Origin of the sequence: Dysgonomonas sp. PH5-45, assembly GCF_029893235.1 — a bacterium.
Lineage (GTDB): Bacteria > Bacteroidota > Bacteroidia > Bacteroidales > Dysgonomonadaceae > UBA1309.
In genome coordinates this window covers 1-13630 of record NZ_JARXWE010000011.1, presented here as the reverse complement: position 1 = coordinate 13630, position 13630 = coordinate 1, and the positions used below count along the sequence as shown (strand labels likewise).

Here is a 13630-nt window from a genome sequence, read left to right as displayed (position 1 = left end):
TTTAATTTCTCTTAAAAGTCGCGACCCAGCGATTTTTTCAGATAGATAGCCGATAGTTTCACATCTATCTGTGCATCTATCTTTTCGGAATGCGCCGATAGCCATGCCGTATGTGCTGCCAAAACATCGGATGTGGGTATCACACCCTCTTCGAAACCCACGTTTGCATACCGGAGGTTTTCATCGGCTTTTTCGAGGTTTTTTTCACTCATGGTAAACTTGCGTTGGGCTTCGGTAAGCTTGTATGCATTCTGGTTTACTTCGAGTGTTATTTTTTCCTTTGAATCGGCAAGTTGCAAGCCAGAAATTATGGTTTGGGCTTTGGCCGCATTAAGTTTGGATGTGTTGCCAAAACTAAAAGGAATGGTTACTACCAAACCAAGATTCCACCCTCCATTGAATTTCTTTTCAAAACCATGCCTGCTATTTGGATTTGTCCACATATATCCTGCTCTGAAACCTATTTGTGGGAGAAATTCCGCACGGGCGATACGTTCTTTGCCTTTATATATCTTGGTTGCATATTCGAGGCTTTTCACTTCCGGACGATTACTCAAGGCTTCATCTACGTTGGGAATTATAGCAATATCTTCGTTTATATTGAGAGATTCCGATTGTTCGTCGACCAACGTGTTTTGCCTACTGATATCCAACCCACAAAGCTGATTCAAAAACATACGCGAAAGGCTAAGCCCGTTTTCTACCTTAACCAAGGCAACTTCTCCTTCATTGAGTTTTACCCGTACCGACAAAACATCGGCTTTGGTGGCAACTCCTTCCTGCTCCATGATGCTTATATCGGAATCCATTTTTTTCAATAAATCGACATACGACTGTGCCAATTTCAGTTTGCTTGCCAAAGACACCACTTGCCAGTATGCGGCATCGGTTTCGGCTATCACATCGCGTAGTTGGGCGTTTTTTTGTGTTTTTGCAAGCAACTCGGCATTCTTCATAACATCGTTGTAAGCCACAATGCGCCCTCCCATAAAGATGGGTTGTGTAAGCGATAGACTGCCTATGTATATATTTCGGATATCTACTTCGCCAATGCCATTGGTAGGAATTGTCATTGAGGGTAGGCTGCCTATCGATGGAATGGTAATCACATCGGGCAATAGGTTGATGGTATGCTGAAGTTTAAGATAAGCACCCATAGCTGAGAATTCGGGCAGATATTTAGAAAACGCTTCTTTTTTCTGATAATATGCCACCCTTTCTTGCTCGGTTGCTATTTTCAGGTTTTTATTGTTTTCTATTGCCAGCTTGCGGCAATCGTCCAAACTTAGTAGCTCTTGCGAATGGCCCGAAAATGACAAAAACAAAATAAAGAAAACACTCAGATATAAATATTTCTTGCTCATAAATTCTAAGGCAATAAATAAATGATTAAACATATAGTTGTTTATGCAACCATGCAAAAATAAAAACTTTATTTTAATCGTGCAACTACTTATTATGACTATAACAATATTTAAAACAGAATAGTTTAACAGAATTTTTAATCTTAATGCACCTTTATATTAGGAGAGAGTAATTTCTTGCTCCATATTGAGGGCTTCTGCAAAATATCGGTCGTGCGATATAACTACAAGAGTTCCTTCAAAGTTGCTGATAGCCTCGGTCAGTATATCCTGACTGAACAGATCCAGATTGTTGGTCGGCTCGTCCAGTATGAGCATATCGAGCGAGTTGTTGCTGACGGCGATGCAGCAAAGTATCAGTTTCATTTTTTCGCCTCCGCTCAAAGACGCGCATTGCTGATCCCAAACATCTTGGGTGAATTGGTGATAATGCAACAGCATTTTCAGGTCATGTTCGGGCAGATGGCGGTCGTTAAACTGCTGCACTTGTTCAAAAACTGAAAGCCGGTTATCTATGATGGAATATTCTTGGTCTATATACAGATGGCGGAAGTCCGCGATGAATATATGGCCTTCGGTTGGATGCAAAGTCGATGTAAGTATTTTAACGAGGGTTGTTTTTCCTGTACCGTTATTGCCTATAATCCGAACCCTGCTGCCCGATTGTATCTGAAAGTTTAGCGGACTTTGCCACAAAAGGTTTTCATTATAAGCAAAGTTTATGTTTTTTGCCTCGATTAGTATTTTCCCTTTGTGAAGCTCCGATTTCCTTAAATCTATTTTCAATGTTTTTTGCGTCTGTATCTGCTGGCGTATTTGCGTCATATCTTCTGCAATGGCATTGATTTTATCGGTGTGTACGTCCTTTAGCTTGGCAGAACTGTTTTCGGCTTTGCTTCCCAAGGCTCCAGCCACGATACGTGCCATTCCTGCGGAGGCTTGTTGTTTTTTGCCCCGTACTTCTTGTTTTTGCCGTTGCTGGGCTATCTCCCGCATATTTTGGCGGGCTTGCCTTATGGTTTTCTCTTTCTCGTTCAACTGGTTTTGCAGAGCCAGCAATTTGCCATCTTTTTGTTCTTTATAAAAATCGTAGTTTCCGCCATATACTTCAACCGAATTGGAGGTAAGTTCCATTGTCATATCCAACAGATTGAGCAATGTCCGGTCGTGACTTACGGTGAGGATTGTACTTTTACTTTTCCCGATGAAATGGTACAATAATGTCCGGCTTTCGTGGTCTAAATGGTTGGTTGGCTCGTCCAACAGGATTATCTGGGGCAAATGTATCAGTATTCCTGCAAGGAATACTTTTGTTTTTTCTCCTCCGCTTAGTTGAGCCATTGTTTGCGAAAGGGGTAGGTGCTGTATCTTCCAGAATGCCAAGGCTGTGTTTATGCGTTCTTCTATATCCCAATCGTCGTCCAGTAGTTTAAAGTTTTCGGCCGAAGCATCACCTTCCAGTATAGCGTGCAAAGCATTTACTTTATCGGCAACACCAAGAGCTTGTGCCAGAGTATGGTTGTCGTATTGCCCCAGATGTTGAGGCACGTAATAGGGTTTCTCCGGAAGAAGAATACTTCCCGCCGATTGTTCCAGTTCTCCTGCCAGTATTTTCAGAAGGGTAGATTTGCCCGTCCCGTTGTTTCCGATCAGGGATGCTTTTTGTCCTTTGGCAATCGATAAGTTGATGTTTGAAAATAGAGTTTCTTTGTTGGGATGTATATACGAAAGAGCATTTACTATGATACTCATAATATTTATTTTTAAAAATAAGATTTGTAAAAAAATTAGAATACGTTTTGTAGCAGGCACACAAAAAAGTTGTGTATGCCTATATTAAACAGGGAATGAAGTCTTGATTTTTTTTGATTACATGATTGTATCTAAGTTTTTCGATGCAATATCTTTTGAGAAAAGAAATGCAAGCGAAGAGTTAAAAAAAGAAATTATCGTCCAAAATGTGCTTGCCCAAACAGCAAACAATGATGGTACGTAACCATCGTTTTTTTACTTAGATATTCTCATCGGAGTAGTTATTTTGTTTGTAATCTTGATGCGAAGATAATATTATTTGCGAATATAACCTAATCCATAGAGATAATGGCTTTAGGAGAGCCAGAAGGATTTTCGTGTATTTGTTCTACATTTTCTTCCCCCAGATTTGGGATATAAAAAAAAACACTATATATTTGTGCCCGTAATTGCGAAAGTAGCTCAGTTGGTAGAGCACGACCTTGCCAAGGTCGGGGTCGCGGGTTCGAATCCCGTCTTTCGCTCTGAATGTGTGACAAGAGGTCACATTTTTTTTTCTATATAGATTTTTACACACGTGGTGGAATTGGTAGACACGCCACTTTGAGGGGGTGGTGTCCGCAAGGATGTGTGAGTTCGAATCTCATCGTGTGTACAAAGGGTTTCAAGAAATTGAAGTCCTTTTTTGTTTTTATATTGATTGAAAATCAGAGTAAAGGATTTATCTTTGTAAGATAAGAAAACAGATAATATGGCTTGTAGTGCGTTTAAAAAAATAAAAGCTAATTATCTAAGAAATAAGATATATCTATTTTGTCATCCTGAGTGTAACGAAGGATCTTGAATAAAAAAATATAGAGATTCTTCATTTTGTTCAGAAAGACAAATGCAATAAAATATTTATAACAAGGAGCAATACTGATTTTGCTGCAAAATAACAAAAATCCTGAAAAGTGCGTCCGATGAATAAGGGTGCACTTTTTCCGGTTAAAATAAAGACGAAGATGGAATTTGCAAGAAAGTTTTTTTTGAGTTTGGCAATCTCGTTGTTGGTGGTATCTGTTTTTGCACAGGGGCAGTACCGCCGACCTGTTAAGCCGACAAAAAATGTGATTGTAATGATTCCCGACGGAACATCCATCGGGGTTGTTTCGGCTGCCCGGTGGTATCAGATTTACAATAAACAGGGGGGTGAACGTTTAGCTATCGACCCTTATCTGTGCGGAACGGTAAAGACTTTCTCGTCGAACGCCCCGATAGGCGATTCTGCACCTACAACGTCTTGCTATATGACGGGTATGCCTCAACGGACGAGCAATGTAGCCATTTATCCGGTGGCCGATCCCGGGAACGATTTGGTGACTGTCGATCCCGCAAAAGCCTATCAACCCTTAGCAACGATACTCGAAGCGGCACGCCGGCAGTTGAATAAAGCCACAGGATTGGTCGCAACCGTTGAATTTCCTCATGCTACGCCGGCCGATTGTGCGGCGCACTATTATAACCGGGGGAAATACGATTATCTGGCATCGCAAATAGCCTATCAAGACTTAGATGTAATGTTTGGCGGGGGAAACAATATTCTGACCAACGATATTAAACAACGCCTCAAAACAACGGGCACAAGACTTGTACAAAACAGCTTGAAGGATTTTCGTGATATTGAAAAAGGCAGCAAGGCTTGGGCATTGTTTTGCGACCGTGAACATCCTTACGATTTAGACCGCGATACAACGCAAATCCCATCCCTTGCCGAAATGACGGGAAAGGCTATTGATCTGCTGTCGGGAAACGAAAACGGATTCTTCCTTATGGTTGAGGGTAGTAAAGTTGATTGGGCTGCCCATGCCAACGATGCGGTGGGGTGTATCACCGAATATCTGGCTTTCGACCGTGCCGTAGGCGTAGCCATGGACTTTGCCCTAAAGAATGGTGAAACAACCGTTATCGTCTTGCCCGACCATGGCAATAGCGGTTTTTCGATAGGGAATAACCGTTCCACAAGCGGATACGATAAAAAGACATTCGATGAATTGTTTGCCAATGTATCTCAATACAAAAAAACTTCCGAAGGCTTGGAGCAAATTTTACTCACAACCAGCCCCGAAGATATAAAAACCGTTGTTAAGCAATATACCGACATAGATTTGACTGAGGAGGAATACAGCCTTCTGCTTCGGTCGCGAAACTATAAAAAAGCTGCCAATTATATGGAAGCAAGCGGTAGCGTCAGCATGGGTTCCACATTAGTTAAGATAATGAACTCGCGCACCTATTTTGGCTTCACCACAGGAGGGCATACGGGCGAGGAGGTTTTTCTTGCCGCTTACCATCCCGAAGGGGATATTCCGGTGGGAATGAACACCAATGTGGAGATAAACCAATACCTGTTCGATGCCGTAGGATTAACTCAACCTCTGGAAGATATGACAGCCGCTATTTTTACCAAGCATAGAGATGTTTTTAAAGGTTTGGACTTCAGCATAAATAAGACAAAGGGTTTTCCTGAACTTGTTGTTAAAAAAGGAAAAAACGTGTTGATTGTTCCGGCATTTAAGTCGATAGCCTTCCTGAATGGAAAACAATTCGAGTTGGGTTCGGTAACAGTTTATATTGACAAGAACGATACCTTTTACCTGCCCCGTAATTTGGCGGATAAATTATAAATATTTGTCTGTGCAAACTTGTATGGCAAAAAGAAGAGGGGCGTGTGGTGGGATAAGACTTTCTGTGTTATTTTAAATCTTCTTTCAGGTTTGACAAAGATAATTATGATTTCATTTTGATAATTTTGGCTATCTTCGCCCCTTGAAATATAGTGCAAAACATATTGGATATTTTCCCCGAACGGAATATATGGCTTAATTTCGCAAAATTAGTAAAATACATACTTTATAATATGGAAATAAAATTAGATAATCTACTTCCTGACTATCCTTCTTTTGTTGAAGGAATACGCCGCGCTCCCGACCGCGGATACAAGCTAACACCACAGCAAACAGTAACAGCCCTGAAAAACGCTTTGCGTTACATTCCTAACGAACTCCATGAAACACTTGCTCCCGAATTTCTGAAAGAGCTAAGAACCTATGGACGTATTTATGGATACCGCTACCGCCCTCAAGGCGATTTGAAAGCGAAGCCTATCGACGAATACAAAGGAAACTGTATCGAAGGGAAAGCCTTTCAGGTAATGATAGACAATAACCTGTGTTTCGATATCGCTCTGTATCCTTACGAACTGGTTACTTATGGCGAAACGGGACAGGTGTGTCAGAACTGGATGCAATACAAGCTGATAATGAAGTATCTGGAAGTGATGACCAACGAGCAGACGCTTGTTGTGGAATCGGGGCATCCGCTCGGATTATTTAAATCGAAACCCGAAGCTCCCCGTGTAATCATCACCAACTCGATGATGGTGGGCGAGTTCGACAATCAGAAGGATTGGGAAATTGCAGCCCAGATGGGTGTAGCCAACTACGGACAGATGACTGCCGGTGGATGGATGTACATTGGCCCGCAAGGAATTGTTCACGGAACGTTCAATACCCTTCTGAATGCCGGTCGCAAAAAATTGGGTATTCCACAAGATAAAAACTTGGCGGGACACATGTTCATATCGTCCGGATTGGGAGGTATGAGTGGCGCTCAGCCAAAAGCTGCGGAAATTGCCGGAGCAGTTGCCATCATAGCCGAAGTAGACTACTCGCGTATAGAAACCCGCCTGAATCAAGGATGGGTACAACATGCTACGGCCAACATGGAAGAAGCTTTCAGCATAGCCCGCAAAGCCATTGCCGAGAAAGTTCCTTGCTCAATAGCTTTCCACGGAAATATTATAGACCTGTTGGAGTATGCCGAAAAAGAGAATATACATATAGAACTACTATCCGATCAGACTTCGTGCCATGCGGTTTACAGCGGAGGATATTGCCCTGCCGGAATTTCGTTCGAAGAGCGTACCCGCTTACTTGCCGAAGACCGTGACGAGTTCTGCCGTTTGGTAGATCAATCGCTGAAACGTCATTATGAAGTTATCAAAAAACTTGTGGCAAAAGGAACATATTTCTTCGATTATGGTAATGCCTTCATGAAATCTATTTTCGATGCGGGCGTGAAAGAAATATCGTTCAACGGAGTTGACGATAAAGACGGCTTCATCTGGCCATCGTACGTAGAGGATATTATGGGCCCAGAGTTGTTCGACTATGGCTACGGCCCGTTCCGTTGGGTTTGCCTCAGCGGTAAGCACGAAGACCTTATCCGTACCGACAAAGCTGCGATGGAGTGTATAGACCCTACACGCCGTGGTCAGGATAAAGATAATTACGACTGGATACGTGATGCCGAAAAGAATCAATTGGTGGTGGGTACGCAAGCACGTATTCTCTATCAGGATGCTTTGGGCCGGATGAATATAGCACTCCGTTTCAACCAATTGGTGCGCGATGGAGAAGTTGGCCCTATCATGTTGGGACGCGACCACCACGATGTGAGCGGCACAGATTCGCCTTTCCGCGAAACAGCCAACATCAAAGACGGTAGCAACGTCATGGCCGATATGGCTATGCAATGCTATGCCGGAAATGCAGCCCGTGGTATGAGCCTTATTGCGTTACACAACGGTGGAGGTGTGGGTATCGGCAAGTCGATAAACGGCGGCTTCGGCCTTGTTTGCGATGGTAGCAAGCGCATTGATGATATTATCCGTTCGGCTATGCTTTGGGACGTGATGGGCGGTGTTGCCCGCCGTTCGTGGGCACGTAACGAGAATGCCATCGAAACATGCGAGTCGTTCAATCAGACTCATGCCGATGGTTATCACATCACCATGCCTTTTGTTGCCGATGAGGATTATATAAAAGAATTGTTGAAAAAATGAGATTAATTAAGTTGTTGTTTTTATTCCTTTTGTTGGGACCTTCGTTATTGTCTCATGGGCAAAGTAAGGCTCAGAAAAAGGTTATTTCTATAGTAGAAGAAGGGGAGTATTTATATCGTTTGGAAATGGCATCGTGGCATGGAACAGATTTGTTTCTTGAACATTGTGGAGATAAAAGGAATGATATTCAAGGATATTTTTCCTATCCGGCAACTTCCGATTCTACAAGGTGTGTGTTTTTTGGAAAAGGAGATATTCCAAAGATAATAGGGAATATCACTTTCGATAAAACATTTAATTTAAACTCAGCGACTATTAATATTGGAGAAAGAGGATTTACTGAAGAGGAAAACTCTTTATACATAATACGGCAAAAAGCATTAGCGGAAGCTCAAACGGATACTCTTTTTAAGTATTATAAAAAAACAAACCTCAATTTCATCCCACTTGTTTACAAAGGAGAGAAAAAAGTTTATATACTTACAGGGCCAATCGAAACAGGAGTCGTTATTTTTGGGAATGATTATTTACTAACTTTCGATAAAAAGAATAATTTACGAAAGAAAAAAAGTATCCATAACAACATCATTTTTACTTCGTATGAGGCTGAGGATGGAAAAGAGTTGGTAGGAGGTATGCATTCGCATCTCCCAACAACAGGCGATTTTATTACACCCACAGATGTATGTACTTTAATGTTATACTCAAAGTACACAAATTGGGAGCAATATTATGTAATCTCCGAAAACTATGTTACAATTTGGGATTGTAAGGATAATGAAGCTGCGGTTTTAACCCGCGAAGCTTTTAATAAGATATCTAACAAAAATAAATCAAACTAAAATAATAAACAATCATGCCTAAAATCGTTGAATGCGTACCTAATTTTAGCGAAGGACGCGACTTGAACAAAATTGAAAAAATTGTTGATAACTTCCGTGCAAAAGAAGGTGTTAAGCTATTGGACTACAGTACCGACCAAGACCATAACCGTATGGTGGTAACCGTTGTAGGCGAACCCGAAGCATTGAAAAAAGCGGTTATTGCTGCCATCGGAACAGCAACCGAATTGATAGACCTGAACACACACCAAGGACAGCACCCACGTATGGGTGCTACTGATGTTGTGCCTTTTATCCCTATCAAAGACGTGACTATGGAAGAAGCCGTACAAATGGCTAAAGATGTAGCCAAAGAAGTTGCCGACCGCTACGGAATACCTATGTTCCTATACGAAAAAGCTGCTTCTGCGCCTTATCGTGAGAATCTTGCCGTTATCCGCAAAGGAGAGTACGAAGGTTTGAAAGAAAAAATGACTCAAGCCGAATGGCATGCCGATTTTGGCCCTGCTCAACCTCACCCAACAGCCGGAGGTACGGTTATAGGTGCACGTATGCCTTTGGTTGCGTATAACATCAACTTGAATACAAACCGTATGGATGTTGCTGATGCTATTGCAAAGAAAATACGTCATATTGGTGGCGGTTTGCGTTTTTGCAAAGCTATGGGCGTAGAACTTACCGACCGTGGCATTGTTCAGGTATCTATGAACCTGACCGACTATACCAAAACAGCTATTTACCGTGCGCATGAACTTACACGTATAGAAGCTCAACGCTATGGTGTAACCATTGCCGGCAGTGAGATAGTAGGTCTTGTACCTATGCAAGCATTGGTCGATACGGCCGAATATTATCTTGGGATAGAAAATTTCTCAACAAAACAAATTCTTGAAACCCACTTGATGGAGTAATAAGGTAGCAGACCTTTTTTACTGCTTCAGTAAGTGTGATAGCAATAAGCAGCTTGCTTACGGAAACAAATTATTGAACCATCATCTTGTACTTACAATATGAAGAAAGGAAACATCATTATCAAAAACGCGTCGCAAGTAGTTACATGTAGCGGAAAGACAGCCAAGAAAGGCGTTGCTGCCATGAACGATTTGCATGTGATTGAGAATGGAACAGTTGTCGTTACCGACGGGATAATCTCCTTTGTTGGTAACGACAAAGATATGCCCGCCCTGGATCTTTCTCTTTACAGGACGATAGACGCTAAAGGCAAAACTGTGTTGCCCGGTTTTATAGACTCGCATACACACTTTGTTTTTGGAGGATATCGCGAAGAGGAATTTTCGTGGCGTATGCGTGGCGACACATATATGTCGATCATGGAACGCGGAGGAGGCATCCACAACACAATGACAGCTACCCGCAACGCATCGTTTGGCGACCTGAAAGACACAGCACGTAAGCGTTTGGATAAAATGCTGACTATGGGTGTTACCACCGTTGAAGGCAAAAGCGGATACGGGATGAACAAAGAAACCGAGCTGAAACAGCTCGAAGTAATGACTACCCTCAATGCTGAGCATCCGGTTGATGTAGTAAGTACATTCATGGGCGCACATGCCACCCCTGCCGAATATAAGGGGAAAGAAGACGAATTTATCGATTATATGATCCGCGAAGTAATGCCTTTTGTTAAGGAAAAAGGACTTGCTGAATGCTGCGACATATTCTGCGAGAAAAACGTGTTCGACATAGAGCAATCGCGCCGTTACCTGACAGCCGCAAAAGAGATGGGCTTCAAACTGAAAGTTCATGCCGACGAAATTGTTTGCATTGGCGGAGCAGAACTTGCTGCCGAAATGGGGGCACTCTCGGCCGACCATCTGCTGCAAGCATCCGACCGTGGTATTGCCGATATGCGCGACAATGATGTGGTGGCAACACTGCTGCCTTGTACCGCATTCTCGCTGAAAGAACACTATGCCCGGGGACGCGAAATGATTGACGCCGGCTGTGCCGTTGCTTTGGCTACCGACCTCAATCCGGGAAGCAGTTTTACCTGCTCCATTCCGCTTACTTTTGCTTTGGCATGTATTTATATGAAGCTTTCGCCCGAAGAAGCCGTTACAGCGCTTACAATCAATGCCGCCGCCGCCGTAGGCCGTGCCGACAAGGTGGGTAGCATAGACGTAGGCAAGTTGGGCGACTTGGCTATCCTTGAATTCCCTTCTTACAAATTCCTGCCTTATCATATAGGAATGAATATTGTGGAAACAGTTGTGAAAAGGGGCGAAGTGGTAGTTTCGCCAGATTTAAACAAGTAATAGAATAAATAAAACAAACAGAATAATATTATGTTAGTAGATTTAACCGTAAAAGGATTTTTAGATAAAACAGCCGGCAGTGACCCCGTTCCCGGAGGGGGTAGTGTTGCGGCTTTGAGCGCAGCGATAGCTTCGGCTCTGACAGAGATGGTTGCAAACCTTACAATCGGCCGTAAAAAATACGAAGACAAAGAAACCCTCATGAAAGATATTGCTGCTGCTGCTGCAAACTATCAGAAAGGTTTTATCAATGATATTGATGCCGACTCGGACGCTTACAACAAAGTATTCGATGCCTTCAAATTGCCTAAAGAAACAGACGAAGAAAAAGCTGTGCGCAGCCAGCAGATACAGGACGCAACAAAAATTGCTGCCGAAATTCCTTTGGAAGTGGCACGCAAGGCCTGCGCCTTGATGGATATTATTGCGCAAGTGGCTGCCGATGGCAACCAAAATGCCATAACAGACGCATGTGTGGGTATCATGACTGCGCGTACTGCTGTTTTGGGCGCAATACTAAACGTTCGCATCAACCTTACTTCTATCAAAGACGAAGAGTATGTGAAACGCCTGACAGAAGAAGTTGAACGTTTGGAAAGCGAAGCCATTGCTAAAGAGCAACGCCTGATAACCGAAGTGAAGAAAATATTTTAACCTATGAGCCAAGTATATCATATAGGGTCGGGGAGACTCGACTTCCAGATAATTGAACAAATATTAGACAACGGACTTAAACTTGAACTCTCTGAAGAGGCTGTTGCCCGTATACAGAAGTGCCGCGATTATCTTGATAAGAAGATAGCATCGCAGTCGACACCTGTTTATGGTATCACAACAGGCTTTGGCTCGCTTTGCAACAAAAGCATTTCGGAAGACGAACTTACTACCTTGCAGGAGAATTTGGTAAAATCGCACGCTTGTAGCGTAGGTACCGAAATTTCGCCTGTTATAGTTAAGCTCATGCTGCTGCTGAAAGCACATGCCCTATCGTTAGGATATAGTGGTGTGCAGGTAGTTACCGTACAGCGTATTCTGGATTTTTATAATAACGACATTCTGCCTATCGTTTACGATCGTGGTTCGTTGGGTGCGTCGGGCGACCTTGCTCCTCTTTCCAACCTATTCCTGCCACTTATCGGCGAAGGAGAAGTTTATTATAAAGGACAAAAATGCGAAGCAAAAGCCGTACTTAAAGAAAAGGGGTGGGAGCCTATCCGCCTGATGAGTAAGGAAGGTTTGGCATTGCTCAATGGAACACAGTTTATGAGTTCGCATGGGGTTTATGCTATGTTGCAGGCATTCAAATTGTCGAAAAAAGCGGATTTGATCGCTGCCATTTCGCTCGAAGCTTTCGACGGGCGTATCGATCCTTTCCAAGACTGCATCCATCAGATGCGTCCTCATAACGGACAGATAGAGACCGCTAAAACAATGCGCAACCTACTTGAAGGAAGCGAAATCGTAGCTCAACATAAAGCACATGTGCAAGACCCATATTCGTTCCGTTGTATCCCTCAGGTGCATGGTGCGAGCAAGGATGCGATAAACTATGTGGCTTCGGTACTGCTGACCGAGATAAACTCCGTGACCGACAATCCTACCATCTTCCCCGACGAAGATAAGATTATATCGGGCGGTAACTTCCACGGACAGCCTTTGGCCATCACATACGACTTTTTGGCTATCGCTCTTGCCGAACTCGGAAATATTTCGGAACGCCGTGTTGCCCAACTGATTATGGGATTCCGCGGATTGCCCGAATTCTTGGTGGCTAACCCCGGTGTCAATTCCGGATTTATGATTCCACAGTATGCGGCAGCAGCTATGGTGAGCCAGAATAAGATGTATTGCTATGCGGCATCGAGCGACTCTATTGTTTCGTCTAACGGACAAGAAGACCATGTGAGCATGGGAGCAAATGCGGCAACAAAACTCTTGAAGATTATCGACAACCTGAACCATATATTTGCCGTTGAGTTGATGAATGCGGCGCAGGGTGTGGAATTCCGCCGTCCGCTCAAAACTTCTCCGGTGTTGGAGAAAGTGTTGGCCGACTATCGGAAAGAAGTGAAGTTCGTAGACGACGATGTTGTTATGTATAAAGAAATACAAAAAACAGTCGATTTCTTGAATAACCTTGCCGTATAAATAGCCGTCCGCTACCTTTTCTTGACTAGTCCTAAAAAGCCGTTACAGGTTTTATTAGACAAAAATATTAATAAATTATGAGATAGTTGTCGGGCTAGCCCGACAACTATCTTTGCTTTTATAGGTTCTGATCTCTACATTTTTTTGTTTATGCATTTGATCAGGGGTTTTCATATAACAAGACCAATGAGGTCTTTTGGTGTTATAAATACGGACAGCATCTTTAACCAAAAGTTTCATTGTCTTGATGTCAACCTGATAATCTTCCAATAAAAACTCCTGTTTAAGTATACCATTAACCCTTTCAGCTATTGCATTAGCATAAGGAACATAACTTTTAGTCATGCTTGTTGTTATCTTTTT

At 42.8% G+C, this 13630-nt stretch carries 10 protein-coding genes and 2 tRNA genes; 9 read left to right on the top strand and 3 right to left on the bottom strand.

Features of this window, described 5'->3' with window-relative positions:
• Nucleotides 1-11: 11 nt before the first annotated feature.
• Nucleotides 12-1364, bottom strand: coding sequence for a TolC family protein (locus tag M2132_RS05650; protein ID WP_280672170.1), 1353 nt, complete (start codon nucleotides 1362-1364; stop codon nucleotides 12-14).
• A 159-nt stretch (nucleotides 1365-1523) separates the two neighbouring features.
• A complete protein-coding gene (locus M2132_RS05645) occupies nucleotides 1524-3116 on the bottom strand; it encodes an ABC-F family ATP-binding cassette domain-containing protein (RefSeq protein WP_280672167.1) in 1593 nt (530 codons plus the stop codon).
• A gap of 451 nt (nucleotides 3117-3567) precedes the next feature.
• On the opposite strand from M2132_RS05645, the gene M2132_RS05640 reads away from it, so the two are divergent.
• The 9 genes from M2132_RS05640 (at nucleotide 3568) to hutH (ending at nucleotide 13267) form a co-directional block, all read left to right on the top strand.
• Nucleotides 3568-3640, top strand: a tRNA-Gly gene (locus tag M2132_RS05640).
• A gap of 47 nt (nucleotides 3641-3687) precedes the next feature.
• A tRNA-Leu gene (locus M2132_RS05635) sits at nucleotides 3688-3771 on the top strand.
• A gap of 349 nt (nucleotides 3772-4120) precedes the next feature.
• Nucleotides 4121-5782 (top strand): alkaline phosphatase, encoded by a 1662-nt coding sequence (locus M2132_RS05630; RefSeq protein ID WP_280672165.1) that lies wholly within the window; start codon nucleotides 4121-4123, stop codon nucleotides 5780-5782.
• A 233-nt stretch (nucleotides 5783-6015) separates the two neighbouring features.
• Complete coding sequence (locus M2132_RS05625) at nucleotides 6016-8001, top strand: urocanate hydratase (protein WP_280672163.1); 1986 nt, start codon at nucleotides 6016-6018, stop codon at nucleotides 7999-8001.
• Nucleotides 7998-8843 carry a hypothetical protein gene (locus tag M2132_RS05620; RefSeq protein WP_280698227.1) on the top strand — a complete coding sequence of 282 codons (846 nt, stop codon included), beginning with the start codon at nucleotides 7998-8000 and terminating at the stop codon, nucleotides 8841-8843. The genes M2132_RS05625 and M2132_RS05620 overlap by 4 nt, the downstream gene beginning before the upstream one ends.
• 14 nt (nucleotides 8844-8857) lie before the next feature.
• Entirely contained in the window at nucleotides 8858-9754 is an 897-nt protein-coding gene (gene ftcD, locus M2132_RS05615; RefSeq protein WP_280672159.1) for a glutamate formimidoyltransferase, read from the top strand.
• A gap of 99 nt (nucleotides 9755-9853) precedes the next feature.
• Nucleotides 9854-11119, top strand: a complete 1266-nt coding sequence (hutI, locus tag M2132_RS05610) for an imidazolonepropionase (RefSeq protein WP_280672157.1) — start codon at nucleotides 9854-9856, stop codon at nucleotides 11117-11119.
• 30 nt (nucleotides 11120-11149) lie between these two features.
• Nucleotides 11150-11773, top strand: coding sequence for a cyclodeaminase/cyclohydrolase family protein (locus tag M2132_RS05605; protein ID WP_280672155.1), 624 nt, complete (start codon nucleotides 11150-11152; stop codon nucleotides 11771-11773).
• 3 nt (nucleotides 11774-11776) lie between these two features.
• The gene (gene hutH / locus M2132_RS05600) at nucleotides 11777-13267 is read left to right on the top strand and encodes a histidine ammonia-lyase (protein ID WP_280672153.1); all 1491 of its coding nucleotides are present in this window, start codon (nucleotides 11777-11779) and stop codon (nucleotides 13265-13267) included.
• Between the two features lie 75 nt (nucleotides 13268-13342).
• Here hutH and M2132_RS05595 read toward each other — a convergent pair.
• On the bottom strand, nucleotides 13343-13630 hold a 288-nt coding region (locus M2132_RS05595; protein ID WP_280672151.1), incomplete at its 5' end, for an integrase core domain-containing protein.